This is a genomic window from Neobacillus sp. plas4 (assembly GCF_057221695.1).
Window position 1 is genome coordinate 5,749,698 of sequence record NZ_CM170152.1, and the last position, 16,820, is coordinate 5,766,517.

The 16,820-nt window shown below is 36.5% G+C and carries 12 protein-coding genes and 1 pseudogene; 5 read left to right on the plus strand and 8 right to left on the minus strand.

The window, feature by feature from the left end:
• The first annotated feature begins 295 nt into the window (after positions 1-295).
• Positions 296-733 (plus strand): GNAT family N-acetyltransferase, encoded by a 438-nt coding sequence (locus tag AC2TFD_RS28630; RefSeq protein ID WP_484676384.1) that lies wholly within the window; start codon positions 296-298, stop codon positions 731-733.
• Between the two features lie 466 nt (positions 734-1,199).
• Here AC2TFD_RS28630 and AC2TFD_RS28635 read toward each other — a convergent pair whose 3' ends face one another.
• Positions 1,200-4,517 carry a trifunctional glycoside hydrolase family 18/polysaccharide deacetylase/glycosyltransferase family 2 protein gene (locus AC2TFD_RS28635; RefSeq protein WP_484674529.1) on the minus strand — a complete coding sequence of 1,106 codons (3,318 nt, stop codon included), beginning with the start codon at positions 4,515-4,517 and terminating at the stop codon, positions 1,200-1,202.
• A 566-nt stretch (positions 4,518-5,083) separates the two neighbouring features.
• Here AC2TFD_RS28635 and AC2TFD_RS28640 point away from each other — a divergent pair.
• The gene (locus AC2TFD_RS28640; protein ID WP_484674530.1) at positions 5,084-6,019 is read left to right on the plus strand and encodes an LCP family glycopolymer transferase; all 936 of its coding nucleotides are present in this window, start codon (positions 5,084-5,086) and stop codon (positions 6,017-6,019) included.
• A gap of 119 nt (positions 6,020-6,138) precedes the next feature.
• Here the strand turns inward: AC2TFD_RS28640 and AC2TFD_RS28645 are convergent, their stop codons facing one another.
• The 6 genes from AC2TFD_RS28645 to AC2TFD_RS28670 form a co-directional block, all read right to left on the minus strand.
• The gene (locus tag AC2TFD_RS28645) at positions 6,139-6,510 is read right to left on the minus strand and encodes an aminoacyl-tRNA hydrolase (protein ID WP_484674531.1); all 372 of its coding nucleotides are present in this window, start codon (positions 6,508-6,510) and stop codon (positions 6,139-6,141) included.
• A 103-nt stretch (positions 6,511-6,613) separates the two neighbouring features.
• Positions 6,614-6,787, minus strand: a complete 174-nt coding sequence (locus tag AC2TFD_RS28650; RefSeq protein WP_484674532.1) for a hypothetical protein — start codon at positions 6,785-6,787, stop codon at positions 6,614-6,616.
• Positions 6,788-6,807: 20 nt separating this feature from the next.
• The gene (locus AC2TFD_RS28655) at positions 6,808-7,500 is read right to left on the minus strand and encodes a hypothetical protein (RefSeq protein WP_484674533.1); all 693 of its coding nucleotides are present in this window, start codon (positions 7,498-7,500) and stop codon (positions 6,808-6,810) included.
• A gap of 177 nt (positions 7,501-7,677) precedes the next feature.
• Positions 7,678-8,436, minus strand: coding sequence for a hypothetical protein (locus AC2TFD_RS28660; RefSeq protein ID WP_484674534.1), 759 nt, complete (start codon positions 8,434-8,436; stop codon positions 7,678-7,680).
• Positions 8,437-8,669: 233 nt separating this feature from the next.
• Complete coding sequence (locus AC2TFD_RS28665; RefSeq protein WP_484674535.1) at positions 8,670-9,314, minus strand: class D sortase; 645 nt, start codon at positions 9,312-9,314, stop codon at positions 8,670-8,672.
• 6 nt (positions 9,315-9,320) lie between these two features.
• Positions 9,321-10,037, minus strand: a complete 717-nt coding sequence (locus AC2TFD_RS28670) for a cell wall anchor protein (RefSeq protein ID WP_484674536.1) — start codon at positions 10,035-10,037, stop codon at positions 9,321-9,323.
• Between the two features lie 1,149 nt (positions 10,038-11,186).
• On the opposite strand from AC2TFD_RS28670, the pseudogene AC2TFD_RS28675 reads away from it, so the two are divergent.
• A pseudogene (locus tag AC2TFD_RS28675) lies at positions 11,187-11,306 on the plus strand (ROK family protein); the annotation flags it as partial.
• 745 nt (positions 11,307-12,051) lie between these two features.
• On the opposite strand, the gene AC2TFD_RS28680 reads toward AC2TFD_RS28675, so the two are convergent.
• Positions 12,052-14,547, minus strand: coding sequence for a toll/interleukin-1 receptor domain-containing protein (locus AC2TFD_RS28680; RefSeq protein WP_484674537.1), 2,496 nt, complete (start codon positions 14,545-14,547; stop codon positions 12,052-12,054).
• Positions 14,548-15,165: 618 nt separating this feature from the next.
• On the opposite strand from AC2TFD_RS28680, the gene AC2TFD_RS28685 reads away from it, so the two are divergent.
• A complete protein-coding gene (locus AC2TFD_RS28685) occupies positions 15,166-16,008 on the plus strand; it encodes a hypothetical protein (RefSeq protein ID WP_484674538.1) in 843 nt (280 codons plus the stop codon).
• 234 nt (positions 16,009-16,242) lie between these two features.
• Positions 16,243-16,791 (plus strand): competence protein ComK, encoded by a 549-nt coding sequence (locus AC2TFD_RS28690; protein WP_484676385.1) that lies wholly within the window; start codon positions 16,243-16,245, stop codon positions 16,789-16,791.
• The last annotated feature ends 29 nt before the right edge of the window (positions 16,792-16,820 follow it).

Below are 16,820 nucleotides of genomic sequence, written 5' to 3' on the forward strand. Positions count from 1 at the left end.
AGTACTATATATGTACTTAATTAATGAGAAGAATTACTTGATCCTTTATGAATTTTTTGAAAGGAATCAAATCACCTAAAGGCGCTGAAGAAGTTGAAGTTCTAGCTGTCATCTATTGGCAGCCTTCCTTATTTAGCAAACAAAGCATGTTAAATGGAATAAGTAGAGGTATCAATTGAATAAAATCCTAATTAAGGTAACGGAGTCAAGAGTTAAAGATCGGAGCTGTCATATTGTCAGCTTTTCTTTTTCCAGCAAGAGGGGGATTTGATTGGAGGCAGAAATAAGGTTTAGAATGGCTACTGAAAAAGATTTAGATAGTATTGTTGCAATGCTTGCTGATGATGTTTTGGGAAGTAAACGTGAGCGTTATGAGGATCCACTTCCTAATAGTTACATAAAAGCATTTGAGGCTATAACATCTGACCCTAATAACGAGTTAGTAGTGGCTTGTGACGGTAATGTAGTAATTGGGGTACAACAAATTACTTTTACACCATATATGACACATCAAGGTGGATGGAGAGCTACTATCGAAGGAGTGAGAACATCAGCTTCTGTAAGAGGTAAGGGTATAGGTACTGAACTTGTAAAATGGGCAATTCAACGTGCAGAAGAACGTGGTTGTCATTTAGTACAACTGACAACTGATAAAAAAAGACCGGATGCGTTAAGATTTTATGAACGGTTAGGTTTTAAAGCGACGCATGAAGGTTTAAAGTTGAAGCTTTAATACTTTTTATTAAACTATTGCGGACTTTAGCAGAACAGGTTTTTCAGGAGACAGACTTTATTGTTATTCAACTAAACTAGCTAATGGATGGTCCAAGTACAGCTTGTACAGGTTACAAGCAGTTGTCTGCTTGTTTTAATTATTTACAGTGTCCATGTATTTCCTAATGCCACTAATAAAAAGCCATTAGAACCGTCCCCATGGTCCTTTGGCTGGTGAAGTCATATTTTATGATTGGCAGCACATATTGTATTTATACCATTTGTTAGAATAGGATTTTTTAATAGAACAGAAGGCCGGGGTTCACCGATCCGGCCTTAAATATACATAGTTGTTGAAACTATTCGTAAAAACTAATATCTAATCTGTTCATTACCTCAATAACTTCAATAACAAGTTCATTTTCATCTTTATTATTAAGCTTAGTAAGTATATCCTCGAGTTTGATTTCTACCTCTGTGAATATTCAGCTGGTGCGTTCCATCTTTAATCCTTGCTCTACCGTCAGATTTCCTGCCCGCTTTAATTTCCCCCAACCGACCCGGGTTCCTTTTAGGGCAGCAAAAATAGATTTCCACGTTACCCATAGCAATAAGTAGCGGTAGAAGATTCTTTGCAGGAACAGGGAAATGAGAGGTTTAAAGCTTAACTTCTCCATCCTAAAAGCAACTAAGCAAATAAGGAAATCGACCACAAAGTAACTGGCAAAAATCAATAATGATTTTTTGGCATCCCCTGCCAGAATTCCTAAAATAAACAATAAATCTAAAAGCGGAGCATGGAAAGGAACAATAAATTGAAATAGAAGCATATTAGGGAGGGCAATGAACCCAAGGGATTTATGCTTTACTCCCCCAAACAATTTCTTATGCTTCCAAAAACATTGTAAAGTTCCAAAAGTCCATCTGAACCGCTGTTTTAGGAAATCTCTAATCGTCTCCGGAGCCTCCGTATAGGCATAGGCCTGTTCATCAATCACAACTTTATAGCCTTGGCGGAGGATTTTTAATGTCATGTCAGTATCTTCTGCAAGAGTATCATCGGTAAAATATCCTAGCTCTTCAACCACCTGTTTGCGCCACGCCCCCAAAGCCCCCGGGACGACTGGGACACAATTAAGAGAGGCAAAGGCACGCTTCTCGAAGTTAAATCCAGTTACATACTCAATATGCTGCCAGGAAGTTAACAGGTTTTTCCTGTTCCCTACTCTCACATTTCCAGATACCGCCGCAATATTTTCATCAGCAAAGTGCCGAATAAGCATCGAAATCGAATCAGGAGGAACAATGGTGTCTGCATCAATCGCAACAAGAATGTCCCCCTTTGCCTTCCTGACTCCCAGATTGATGGCTGAAGCTTTTCCCCCGTTCTTCTTGTGGAAAAGAAGTACCTTTTTATTAGCTTCGTAATCTCGGGATACTACCAAGGAAGTTTGGTCTTTGGAACCATCATCGACAACAATGACTTCTAGGTTTGGATAATCGCTTTTCAGGATTGACTCGATGGTCCTGCTTATAACCTTCTCTTCATTGTAGGCCGCGATAATGACACTTACAAATGGTGTAGACTGCCTCAACGGATGACTTGCATGTTTTTTATGTTTAAATGCTAAACTGCCCAGAATCAAAATGCGTAAAGCCAAAATGAACATCACACTGTAAAGCAAAATGGAAATACTCTCTTTAAAGTTTGCTATATTGAACAGCAGCACTTTGAAGCTATGTACAATCGGATTTTCCACCTCTTTGACAGGGGGCATGATAGTACTTTTGCCTTTATCCATTAGATCGCTGACCGATACAAATTTATATCCTTTATTCTGTAACTGTTCGATGATTTGAGGCAGTGCCTCAACGGTCGCCTGCCTATCTCCGCCGCCGTCGTGAAGTAAAATAATATCGCCGCTTGATGCCTGGCTCAAAGTATTCTCAACAATGGCCTCACTATCACGCAGCTTCCAGTCTTTTGAATCAATATCATAATTGACGGTGACGTACCCCATTTGGGTCACATCCAGTAATCTTTGAAAATGTGCTGGCATATACTTTGCCTCTTCATCTCCATATGGGGACCGATACAATGAGGTAGTACGTCCAGTAATTCCTTGAATGATACGTTGAGTACTATTTAGCTCAAGCTTTAACTCCTTATCGGATATTTCATTTGTTTTTGGATGGGAAAACGTATGATTACCAATCTCATGGCCATCCCGATAAATTCGTTCAACAATATCCTGATTGTGGATTGCCTTATTGCCAATGACAAAGAACGAAGCCTTAACCTGGTATTGTTTCAGAATCGCCAATATACTTTCCGTATATTTAGGATCGGGTCCATCATCAAAGGTTAGGACAATCTCTTTTTCCCGAGGTTGGCTTAAACGCTCAAACTCGGATGATACTGGGTTGGCCACATAGGTTTCACTCGTAATAAAGCCAGAGTCATCAAACTGAAGGCTGCGTTCCCCCTCTTTCGAACTCTCTTTTGCCCGGTAAATATTCCCTTCTCCTGTACTGTAAATATTTCCTCCATTCTTGACAGTAAGCAATTCTTCCGTTTTATGACCTTTAAGAATATCCCAAACAGATGGATCCTCCGATCCGAGTCTCCAGAGTGCAATTCCCTGCGCTCCAGCCTCCGCAGACATTTTCAATTGGTTGTAGAAGGTTGCACTGTCCAGGAACCATATTTCATGCACTTTGTTGTTCTCCATATATTTAAGATAAGGAGTTTGGCTCATATCATCCCATTGGATGTTCAAGTTGGCTTTTTCGGCCAGTCTTGTGACGTCATCAAAGGAAACGACTTCTCCCGGCTGCTGGCTTTCCCATTCCCAGTCATATCCATAACTCCCAAGCGCAACGATCAGCTTTTCCTTAGATAATTTTGAGAGAATCTCTTTAAACCAGGATGAAGAAGCAATGGTGCCTGGATTGTCCACATTCTCATCGTAGGCCATCACAATCATCTGATCAACGTACTTTTCCAGCTCTTTGTAATCAAACGCCTCACTGGCAGCCGGTACATCAATGGAAACAGAGAGACCGTCAGCATGAAAAACCGTGTACAGCTCCTTTATAAACTGGGTCAATAAATCCCGGTCATTCTTGTTTAGATTCTCAAAGTCAATATTGATCCCATCAAAGCCCTGCTGTTTTATTAGTTCATGCAGTTTTTTAATTAATTTCGCTTTTTCATCAGGAGAATTTAAAAGTTGATGAACTGTCTCCTGATTCCACTTGCCATTTTGTATGTTATGAATTAAAGGTACAATCTTAACATCATTCTTTTTGGCGAGCTCTACTATTTCCGGCTGAATATCGCTTTCAAGTTCCAGATCAGCATTTAAACTTAACCATTGCGGGATTAGAACATCGATTGTATCAATATTTTCCTTTAACGATTGTTTACTGTTGCTGTCCCAATTCACATAGAATGCGAAAACATCATCCTTATAGGCAACTTCCTGTTGGAGAAACTTTTCATTCGTATCGGTATTTGCAGAGGCAACCTGCCGGGAAGTCATGGTTTCAGATGGACTAATGTGTGAGAATTCATCCGTTTCTTTTGTCTCCAATTCAGGAAGATGTGGATTAGCATAAAGACCTAAACCAGAAAAAAAGATCGCCAGACAGAATAGAATAGCTATAAGAGCAAAGAAAATAATCAGCAGATTCCACCGTTTACTCGATTCACTTTCAAAAATAAAATCTTTTTGGCCGGGTTCAATGTGCAAATGTGTTTTATTATTTTTACTTCGGCTACGGAAGATCCTATTTCTCACTTTGTTACCTCCCTCATATCATTTTTTATCTTGTATAAGAACGACCTATTAGGATCTTCTTATTCGCTATTTAAGCAAACTATTTTGTTCATAATTTCACAATGATAACGTAGTTTTCAAGTTTGAAAGGAACCGCAGATAACCAAACCCGTAAATTCTACCAGCATTCTTATCCATTACAAGAGTAACAAGAGGATTTACAAGAAGAAATAAGCTATTCTATCTAATTTTCACCCACATCACCACTTCAAAGGAATCTTCCCTGTATAAGGACCTAAATATATATATTTATTTACCAATTTACATAGTTCTTTTCCCTTTTTATTGCTTAATAGGGTAATTCAAGTGGGCCACAGCCGCTGTTTGAGTAAAATATAATGTTTTGTAATATATCTTTAATATGGCAGAAATGTTTTGATAATAAAAAGGGTTCTCCTGCATAGGTATTTTCTACTAATCAAGGAGGATTATTGTCATTTTGTCGCTTCTCTAGTTATTTTGTCGAATACCTGTAGTTTTTTTTAGATGCTAAAATAAAACAAGATTACTGAAAAGGAAGTGTTTGAATGGAACAGGAACACGTATCCCCGCCCCCTAAAAAAAGGAAGCTGGGCATAAAAATAACACTTGGAGTCGTTTTCCTTCTTATTATAGGTGCAGGCGCATACGGATTTTCCGTATATAACTCTGTTGCCGGCACACTCCAAAAAACACATGAACCACTGGAACGTTCAGAATCAGAGCAGCGTGTTGTTAATTTAGCAAATAGAGATCCCATTTCCATATTATTATTTGGGGTGGACCAGCGTGAGGGAGACCGCGGGCGTCCGGACTCATTAATTCTATTAACGGCAAACCCAAGATATAAATCTATTCAAATGGTAAGCATTCCTCGTGATACATACACCGAAATTATCGGCAAGGGAATAAAGGATAAAATCAATCATTCGTATACATACGGCGGAGTTGATATGTCCATTAAAACCATTGAAAATTTTCTAGATGTCCCGATTGACTACTACGTGGAAGTAAATATGGATGGTTTTAAGGATCTTGTAGATGCTGTTGGCGGTGTGACCGTGGATAACACACTGGACTTTTCCTATGAAGGTACAGACTTCCCTGTCGGACAACTGGAATTGAACGGTAAAGAAGCACTGAAGTATTCTCGTATGCGTGCTTTTGACCCACAGGGTGACATTGGCCGACAAGAACGCCAGCGTAAAATCATTCAAGCTTTCATCAAAGAAGCGGTACAAATCGAAACTCTTACAAACTATGGAAGCATATTAGAGGTAATTGGCGATAATGTAAAAACAAATTTAACGTTTGAGGAAATGAAAGAAATTCAGGCAAACTATGCCGAAACACGGCACAACCTTGAACAAATCCAAATAAACGGAAGCGGCAAGGAAGAAAATGGTGTCTACTACTACATTATCCCTGAGGAAGAACGAACAAAGCTGTCTGAGACGGTTAAAAAGCACTTGGATATTCAGTAGTTTACGCTTTACTGGAGTGGAGTACCATGGGGACGGTTCTCGTACCATGGGGACGGTTCTCGTGGTTTCATAATACGTAAGATTGAACAGTGGAAGCCATTAGAACCGTCCCCATGATTCTAGTTTTTAAGGAGAGTTAAGTGTCCGACGATTTCCTTGGCTTCAGATTTTACCATCGGGGGAAGTGCAATAACAGTCAAAGAACCCGACTTAATCTCAGTTAAGCCACTATCACGAATACTGAAAAATCCTCTTTTTTCTAACTTTTCAAGCTCGGTTTGATTACCTTTTAGTACTATTTTCTTCATTCCACTCTGTACCCATTCCACGAAATCATCATGCCTATCATGAAAAGGGGAATGTGAGGACAACATGTTAATAGTACTTACAGTTGCAGCATGAGCCACTTGTGAAGCTGTTTTCCCCTTCGACATATTCAATTCTTGATTTACAATAAAATATTGAACAAGATCTCGTTTATCCATCTCCATTATCAATCCTTCTTTAAAGATTCATTCATACCCTAGGGACGGTTCTCAGGGTTCTTCATAATCGGTAAATCTTGAAAAAAGCCACCAGAACCGTCCCCTTGGCTTAGTCCCCTAAAAGAACCGTTCCCATGGTCTTAACAATATTCGGGGCAATCACCTTTTCATAAGCATTATTTCCAAAGTGTGCGGCTTTTGTTGAAGAAGTCGAACCTGTTCCATTCACCAAGTTTGTTTCTGTCTCCCGTGCTACTGGAACATACGTAGTCGGATTCCACATACGATAGTTATTCCAAATGGTCACACATCCTGCAAAGGTGGTATACCAGTATGCTGTTGTTCGACGTTGTACCAAATATCCTTATCAAAGGTACCATTTTTGACCCTGTTGGAGTATCCGTTTGTATTGAAAAAGTGAAAAAAAGCAGTCGTCATATTCTGAAACTCTGTATAGTGGGTCGATGGATTAGCATGATCTTGTTCACCTTGTATCCAAACAGTACCTAAAAAAACATTTTCATTATTTAAATCTAAAGCAAATTTTAATCTATCACGCATAGCAAGGTAATATGGCGAGGTTTGCCCCCATTTAATACCACCATGTCCGGGACCATTCATTGGTTTCATTGCTGCAGCATCATAAGTACCTTCGACACCGGTCGTAAAACCTGTACCACCAAAAGCACAAGAAATGATGAGTAAATCATAATCACTCGGTATATGTTTTATTAATTCATTTGCTAGTGGTAAATGGATCCCTTTCGTTCCATCTCTAGTCAGACTTGCAGGATTTGTAAAAGGTATCATATCTTGATAACTTTCTGCACAATGTGATAAATCAACTATTTTTAGATTATTTGTCCCTTTAAATCCTAACTGTTTTACTCTTTTATTAGGACGATAGGAAAATCTGTATTCAACAGGACTTTCATCATACCCAACCGCATTCGATTGACCAGCCACAAGTACAATAGCATGTTTTTTATTTAGCATTTAATCAACTTCCAATTATAAGATTCGTATATCAAATATAGGAAAACGTTATTTTTTGATACGTGATTTTTATACATACAGCCGGACTGTCCAATGTTAAATGGACTTTTTCAGTGGTTCGAACCGTCCCCATGGTCCTCCAGGGAGTGATAGTAGATTGCGTCGATATAAGACAACTTAACGCCCCTCTGTTTCAATACTCCTGCGTAATTCATCAAGATATTCATTTACTTTTTCATCCCCTATGGTTCCGTTAGCTCTCTTCCATTCCGCTTTCAAATAAATTCTTATTTCGTCTCTGAATTCCTTTATAGCTTCTTCTAAGTTACCATGAACTACATCGCTCTTTACTAGATCAAATATGTCATTGATTTGCTTTACAATTTTCATGTTCGTTTTAGATTCATCAGGACCAAAGTAAAGAATTAGTAAATTTCCAGTTTTATATATATGATTTCTAATTATCTCTCTTTCCTTTGGAATTTCATCACTTTCAGTCCTTGTTGTTGGAGGATTTTCTGTCCTTTCGACTCCAATAGCAGCACGCCCTACAAAATTATCATTAGCAACTGAGTTGTTTGGAATTCTACTCAGTTCTTCTGCTGATAGTTCTTTAAAAACCAAACCAGTTGTTATAGCGTAATCCACATACTTATAACAATCACTTATAAAGTTTGCAGATTCCTCTCTAACTTTTTGAATCCAATCTATCCTTGATTTAGAAACCACATCAGCCTTGATATTGGCTTCCCCTATTTCTCTTTGTTGCTTTAGTATCTCTTCATTATTTTTCTTCGTATGTCGGGCTTGTAAATATACCAAGATCACAGATGCAATTGATACGATAATGGGAACCCACAAGCTCCAATCAATAAAAGGTTTTGATGTTTTATCAATAAATTCAACATTTAATGGTATTCTCCTAAAATCATCCATTGATTTACTCCTCCTATATTAATACCAAAGTATATCAAAAACCCCTTAATGCTGGTGACAGCGTAGAGTGATTTTCTTGTTATCCAGGATTTTTTACTATCATTTTCTACCTATCAAAAAGCCTATCAATCTTCGAAAAAATTCCGAGGAGTGACAGGCACCAAAAAGCCACCAGAACCGTCCCCCTGGTCCACACAAAGAAGCCTGATTTGCTAAAAATCAGGCTGCTTCTTTTAATTATTACTTGCAATGATCGGACTAGAAATCAATTTCGTATAAACAACATAACGATCCGGGGCATCCCCAATAAAGTTAAAAGGGTAGCAGGTTGTTAAGGTAAGGGTTTCGTAATCAGTAGGAACCATGACCGTCATATCATCTGCTGCGACAACTTTTAATTCAGTGGTCTCATACACAAATTCACCGTATGGAGTATCAAAAGTCACTTGGTCACCTACTTTAAGGTGTTCAAGCTTTCGAAATACCGTATCCCGGTGACCGCTTAAAATAACATTGCCGCCTTGTCCAGGCAAAGCGCTGCCGGCAAAATGACCCGCACCTTTTTTCAACTCATTTTCATGAGTGCCTTGGACAACTGGAACATTTAAGTCAATGGTGGTAAATTGTAACTCACCGATGGATGATCCTGGGTCTGGCAGTTTTGGCCAAGGCTGGTCAAATCTCTGAGTGGGTAATTCTGGTTCGTATTCATCGACCACTTCGTGGGCTAACAGGACAGTCTGCTTGGATAAATCCCATCCAAAATAAGCTACAATGCCAACACCAGCAACAATAAGTAAAAGAGGAAAACTAAGCAGCACCCATTTATACTTCTGATACCACTTCTTTTTCCGCTTTTTCTTTCTTATTTTTTCCATGATTTCTTAAGCTTCGATTTCGGATTTGCGTGCTAATCTTACTGCTGGAACAGCCGCAATTCCGCCTAATAGAATTAATAATCCGCCTAGTGCCATATAGTCCACAGTGTTGCTGTCTGTGTTAGGAAGTGGGGCATTTGGCATTGGCACAAACTTTCCTTCTTTGTCTAATTGTTTCTTAGCTTGAACAGCGCCTTTAAGTGCGTTCATTTTTGCTTGAAGAGCAGGGATACTTAAATCCTCTCTCTTAGGATTTACCGTTGCTAGTAAATTCCCATTTAAATCCTTTAACTGGATTAAAAGGTTCGTACCGTCGACCTTGTAGGTAGAGATATCAATAGGATTGCCCTTCTCGTCGACAATGGATGCTTGAAGATGGGCTAATTTCACACTCTCTAGGAACAAGCGTCCCACTTCTGCTTTGGTAGCATTAGGAAGATCCTGCGGATTCGCTGCACCTTTCAAAAGTTGGCTTACACGTTGAGTATTATCAAGAATCCCTTTATACTCGGCATCACTTAAAGTAATAGATTGTAAATACGCATATAAATAATCTACTTCTCCAATATTCAATGCTTTCAATGAATCTACTAATTTTTGTGCATGGGGATTAGCATTTCCTGCTGCAAGCACGTCGTTTCCTGGAACAGCAGCAAAAGCAGATAAGCTCAAACTAAGTGCTGCAATCACAGAACCCTTTTTCAAAGTTGACTTAAAATCCATTTTTTCACCCTCTAGTTTTAGTAATGTATCTATAAAAGATATCATATTCTTCCAATTTACTCAATAAAATATAGGAAACTTGTCAGTTTTTGAGAGAAACATAGATAAAATAGCTTATGGATTCACATCCAAACCCTTGTCGAAAACAAATCATTCATTTTGACATGCTTCTCGTTTTTTCTCGACCTCTTTTTGCTATCTTTAACCTATAGTATTTCTATCATAGAAAATTTGTTGTGTTCTATGTCGTTTGCAGGTCTATTTTTAAATTAAGCACTGTAAAAATATGAATTTGGAATGATTCTATTTGTAAGCGTTTTTGGTTATAATTTATGTATGTACCGAGAAATTACAACTATTAGCAGGGAGTGGATTTCTATGAACAATCAAGGAAATTTCGCTTACGGACTAGTTTGGGGTACTTCTTTAAGTGTCCCGTTATGGATTGCGTTTTTCGGGTGGGTCAAATTAATCATTAAAATTTTCTTCTAACAAAGCCGCGGGGACGGTTCTCATGTCCATAATTACCGGAAGAACCTTCCTCATTGGTCCTCGCCATGGTCCTCATAGAAAAAAGGCAGAGAGCATTTCTCTCCACCAACACTTTTATGCATTACCGCTTTGTACTTTAACTGGGTGGGAAACTTACCCTAGTCCCTATCATTTATTTATTGCTCAACAAATTAGAGATATACTCTATATTTTATATGGATATTTAATTTTCCTGCAATTCATTACAGGTTTTTGCATTTTGAAGATAAAACTCTTCTTTAGTCATATAGTTTTTACCTGCAATGGCTGCAACAGCTGGTACTCCTGCTACAATTAATAGAATAAATGGTAGTAGTATAGTATCCCACTACTTCCTTTAAATTCTTTAACCCTAATAAACCATGAACACGCGTGGGTCTATAAAGTTATTATGTTTACAATTATTTGAAATTAACTGCCACTATTTTACCAACTGGATTAATGTAGTACAATATAAATGATTCAAAAAAACTACGGGAATAGTCATGGTTTACTATTTGTTAACTATTCTATTAGAACAGTTGAATAGTCCGATGATCAATAACCGACCACATTTTGTAATCACGGCTACCATAACTACTAAACTTTTTTACCATGAACCACGAAGTTGTATAGTAAAAACAAACGTTAGAAAAAGAATTTAGGATTCCGATTGGATTTAAGACCGATGTGAATGTTGCGGCATTAGGCGAAGCAACTCACGGAGCAGCAAAGGGTTTAGATAGTTGGGTCATGATTTTGCTGCACTGGCACCTAGCTATATTTATATTCCTTTTTAATCTGTTTAAACAGGTATTCAAACCCTTCCCTTAATATCTGTTATTCACTGCTCTTCTTTCTTTGATATAAAGTAGAACAAGGTGATACAGTTTGAATATGGAGGGACCTGAAGCACTTTTGAAGATCCAAAGTTCAAAAAGCCCTTTTGAACCATCATGCCCCAGAAATGGAAAAAGAAGCAGACTTAGGAGGCTTATAATCTAGAGGAATTCCATTATTGCACTCGCATAAATTATTTTCCGGCTTACCATCATTTCTGACGTGTCACCCTGTTAAAAATATTCGAACCACTTCAAAGTTTGCTACTCTTTTGTTGGATAGGCACATCATGACTCCAGTGATTCCAGAAGCAATGGCTGCAATTCCTACTAGTGTTGTTAAATGGAGTTTCTTTGAAAGGTAATGGCACCATTATTACAAATATAGGATTATGTAAAAGATAACTTGAAGTCTATTTTTGTGAGGGAGATTAATCCTAATGATTTTCCTTTTCTATTTAAAAAGTATCACCAAGAATTACTTGATGATGAAATGACATGATAAGCAATTCGCTCTATAACACAAAGTAGCCTGATTAATTAAAATCAGGCTTTTTCTTTTAGTTATTTCTTGCAATGATGAACTAGATACTAACTTGGTGTAATCAATAGCCCGGTCAAGGAATCACCATATAGGGAGTGAGGGTCACTTAGATCACCTATTTTTAAATTAACTGATAGGAATATCTCTCTAGTTTTGCCTTTAATCTAAGAAATGCATTTTCAGTGTACTTAATATTATCAATAATTCTTAATGCAGTTGTTAAATCGCCCTTTTTGGCTAGTAAAATTGCCTGGTTCTTTAATAGGCTTTTATAGAACCTACTGCCCTTAGTTACTTCCTTTTCTAATAAATTTATTACTACTTCCATTTCCTCTATTCGATTAAATTTCTCACAAATTGAAAATTTAGTAAATAATGGGTAAAGGTCATCATTAAATCTATCAATTGCATAATCAATTAATTTAATTGCTTCAATTTCTTCATTTTCAATAAACGCTAGGTATTCAGCCTGCAACCTATAATACAAACTTTTTCCAATGTCAGAATCAATTTTTCTTAAATTACTAATTAACTCTTTCAAGATTTCTTTTTTCATCTGTTCTCCACCACTTATCAAACTATCGTTACTATTGTTCGATATGCAAGTAAAATACCCATGTATATGATATGGATTATTTTTATTTTGTTCATAATTTTCTTTAGCTAAATTAAATGCCATTTCATATTCTTCGACGTTATTATAAGCGACAACAAGTTCCCTCTTAGCTCTTGTAAAGTTAGGTCTTTCTTCTAAAGCTAGATTTAACTTCTCAATAGCTTTTATATCATTTCCCGTTAATCTATAGTAGAATCCTAACAAAAAGTTATGATCGGCGCCTTGTATATGTTGAACTTCAGCTAGAAACCTACTTCTTTTTAAGCGAGCTAGTGAGGAACATAAATAATACTGGATTTCATGCTTTATTCGTTCATCCATGAACTTTTTATTTTGTAATGCTTTGTCTGCCAAACTTACAACATCACTATCCCTTTTTCCCTTATCATAAAGCTCTTTCATAGTCTTTAAATAATGTGAAGGAACTATATATTTTTCATTGATACTTTCACCTAATAACAATGCCTGTTTCATTGAGAAGAAGAAATCCGAAGCATCTTTATCCTCTTTATCATAAGTTTTTAAAAAGTTACTTAAATGATCATTCAACTTATCTTGAAATATCTTTGGTATGAATAACCTTTGCCTAATTAGGTAATTACGAATAGTATCGTTTACCCTTATGTATTCTAAATTTGCTCCTATATTTTCACAAATTGCTTTAGCAACAAATTCATTTAGTAAATCCCTGTAAAAAGCATTTTCTTCTACAATATCAAATATCATTTGGTAACTTATAAAATCGAATGCCGATAAAAAATACAAAAATTGACGAGAATCCTCTTGGTCATACTGCTCCAAAATATAAGTTACTTTTTCACTGTTATAATCGACTATAAGATGTGATTCACCTTTTGTACCCAATAAACCTTTATCTTTAATCAAATCAACAGTATAAAATACCTGCTCAGGAAATCCGTTTAATAAATCCCCGAAATATTCCAAGTCATCTTTAGACAAACTTAAGCCTTCTATGTTTGAGTATCGTTTTAATAAACCTCCTCTTTCATTTTTGTCTAGTTCAGGTACATCTAATGCAAATATAGAATTATTCCTTCTTAAACTATGTCTATGAACCCTAAAGGAGGACGCAATACTAATAGTAAGACGATTTGCAAGTTGATCACTAGAGACAATTTTTAAGAACCAGGAACATATATCCCTTTGAGGTGTCACAATTCCCCCATCATCGATTATTAAAAGAATCTCCTTAGACTTTTGAAAGTCTTTTAATAATTCCACTGCAATTCCAATTTTTTCGTCTATGTCTTTAAACATTAGATTAGTTAAATCCATATTTAAAGAAAATCCAAAGTCATAGATTTTAATAATAAAATCCTCTAAGCTTTCATGTGAATCTATAGTTATTGAAGGTAATATATATGACTCATCAATTATGGTTGCTTTAATTAGACAGTTCCTAATTAGTTTTCTTCGCCCTATACTCCTTAAACCAGAAGCAATTAAACATACTGGAGGATCTATTTCAAATGAGTCAACTCTTTCTTCAAATAAACCTAATAATTCATTCCTACCAACAAAAAGCCTATCTCTTTCCCTTATTCTAGGGTTATAAGACCAACTAATCTCCCTCATTCTTTGAATAATTCGCCTTGCTGCAACAGTAGGTCTACTTACTGGTTTTAAGTTATATTCTCTTACCAACCAATCAGGTATTCTAGTGTCTTTATGATCTATACTAGTGTCAATAATAATTGGATAAATTCTCTTTAACTTACCATCATTAAATAATTTATATGCAGTTTCTAGCTCTTTTTTAACCCACTCGGATTCTAAGGAATAACTAGACAAGAAGATTACGAATAAGTCAGTAATCTCTAAACCTTTTTCGATTTCTTCTAAGTTACCCATTCCTTCTTCAAATGTTAAATTATCGTAAACGATTTTTTGGATTCCAATCTCCTTTTCAAGTTGTTTTACCACTAGTTCAATATAGCTTTTCTTATCGTTACTGCTATGGGATAAAAATACTCTCTTCAAAACTCGGACCCTCCTAATAGGTGGTATTTTATATAAATTATACCATTATATAATTTAACAAGTTATTAATTTTTTTATGTGTAATCAACGGTGAAAAAACTTTTTTCTGGAACGTCTGTATCAAAGTGCTTATGCGTACCACGTATAAAAAATCCAATCTATGTACACCACCCTTTAGCTTCAACTCGGGGTGGTTTTCTCGTTTTCTAGAACAGCCCTCCGAAAAAAATTTGCTCCTATTTTACGCACTATTTCCTTCAAAAGAAATGCATCCATTATGGTCACCTCCTTCCTAAACGGAAAGAAGATTAATAACCAAGCACCCCAACAATATTCAGCTGCATTTCATATCCTATCACAGTTTAACTATCTAACTATCTCCGACAAAATTCGGGCAGTTACAGGCGCCAAAATACAAAAATCGCCAGAAAAAATCTTTTTTAAACACGTTTTTTGACGTTTCACTCTAAAAATGCCCTTAAAAATAAAATATGGCAGTTCGATTTATTCAGCCAATCTCGTTATTGTATAAGTGCCGGTCGTGAGCCTTCACAAAACATAAAGCCCTCACGAAGGAAAACTTAAACAAGGCTATGAAATGAAAGGGTGTTAGTAATCGTGAGTATAAAATCTGGTAACACTAGGGAATTTAAGCAGTTTTCACAATTCAGTTCCCTTCAGGAATTTAATCATCATATGGAAATGTGGTTAGTAGAACACAAGCATGATTTTACGAAAGGGGAGCTGGTCGGATTAAAAAGGCTCGTGCGGTTTGCAGCCAAGATCCCCGGCGTTTGCAATGCAAAAATTGGGACCCTATTAAAATCAATTCACGAACATTACCATGATAACGGCATATCAAGATCTACCTTTAAACGAATGATTTTGAAAGCAAAGGGATTTGGGATCATCACAGTCTTTGAAACAGAAAGGAAAAACGGTTCGCAGTCTAGCAATTTATATCAGTTTAATCGTTTTCCATCGAATGAACTACCCAAAGAGGAAAAAATGAACCACCAATATAAAACTAATAATCTTTTAAAAACAAATAATCAAAAGATAAATAAACGTTACGAAGAACCGTCAACATTAGATTATTCCTATGTAAGCAGCCGGATTCCACAACCCTTTATTGAGCTGGTTAAATGCTTTTTCTCCGATGCAAAAACCATTGAGGAATTTTGGCAGATGGTACAAATTGCTGCTTTCCGCTTTGAGTGTACAAATGACACAGAGGGTATACTAGACATCTCGATCAAAGCCTTTCGACAACTGATTCGAAAGATTAAAAAGACCAATCTTGTGAAAAATCCGATCGCCTACTTTTATGGAATCTTAAACAATAAATTTATAGAAATCTATTTAGAAAAAATAACTGCAGTTGGGATTAAAACGTATATATCCCATGCTTTTATCGATGGTATAGACCCTGACTGGGATTGGCTGCAGCCAAATGAATAAAGAATCATTGCCATTTAGAACACGAAAGGAACCAATACGCAAAAACTGTCGTATTTTCGTCAAAATTCACCCGAATTATGGCGAATCCTGGTACTTTAGTCTGCGGTAAAAATGTCCTATTCACCTTATAATAGATTTTAAGGTAACCGCATACATCTCCTCTTAAAATAGGAGTGTGGAAACCTTTTTCAAACCTATTATCCAAAGGAGTGGAGAACTGTTAATAATTTCTATATTAATAAAAAAGTAATACTAATGATGGGTGAATATGACCAAAATGGGAAACTATGTTCCAGGATTATGGCAGGAAAAACAACTTTACTAGTGGATAGAGCACCGCTAAATTTACTAGACGATACATTAAAATACATAGGCTCTGATTTACGGGGAGCAATGGCAGGAGCAAAATTCATTCTTAATAAGACAGTGAAATGTCCCATCATTGTGAATCCGTATCAAAGCGTTTGCCTTTTCCCAAGCAAATCACCACAAAAACATGACTGCATCTGGTTTAATCCTGAACATATTATTAACACCAAAACCATTGGAAACAAGACTGAGGTAGCATTAAGCAACGGCCATTTCATAATTGTCGATGCAAAATTAACTGCCTTTAACAATAAACTTCAGACAGCCAATCAATTAAAACGCCTTACAACGGAAAGAGGAATCCAAGTTAGTCCCCTCCTTTTTTATCTGGAACCGCCCAATAAACATCAGCTTCTTAAGGAGAAATCAGGCAAGTATAATTTTGATATTTTAAAAGAAGAAAACAAAAAATAAAAACCCTATATTCGATAGCTACTATTAAA

Excerpts from the sequence above, each read along its gene's own strand:
- AC2TFD_RS28630 (WP_484676384.1), top strand. The coding sequence starts at position 296 with ATGGCTACTGAAAAAGATTTAGATAGTATTGTTGCAATGCTTGCTGAT.
- AC2TFD_RS28640 (WP_484674530.1), top strand. The coding sequence starts at position 5,084 with ATGGAACAGGAACACGTATCCCCGCCCCCTAAAAAAAGGAAGCTGGGC.
- AC2TFD_RS28645 (WP_484674531.1), bottom strand. The coding sequence starts at position 6,510 with ATGGAGATGGATAAACGAGATCTTGTTCAATATTTTATTGTAAATCAA.
- AC2TFD_RS28650 (WP_484674532.1), bottom strand. The coding sequence starts at position 6,787 with ATGTGGAATCCGACTACGTATGTTCCAGTAGCACGGGAGACAGAAACA.
- AC2TFD_RS28655 (WP_484674533.1), bottom strand. The coding sequence starts at position 7,500 with ATGCTAAATAAAAAACATGCTATTGTACTTGTGGCTGGTCAATCGAAT.
- AC2TFD_RS28660 (WP_484674534.1), bottom strand. The coding sequence starts at position 8,436 with ATGGATGATTTTAGGAGAATACCATTAAATGTTGAATTTATTGATAAA.
- AC2TFD_RS28665 (WP_484674535.1), bottom strand. The coding sequence starts at position 9,314 with ATGGAAAAAATAAGAAAGAAAAAGCGGAAAAAGAAGTGGTATCAGAAG.
- AC2TFD_RS28670 (WP_484674536.1), bottom strand. The coding sequence starts at position 10,037 with ATGGATTTTAAGTCAACTTTGAAAAAGGGTTCTGTGATTGCAGCACTT.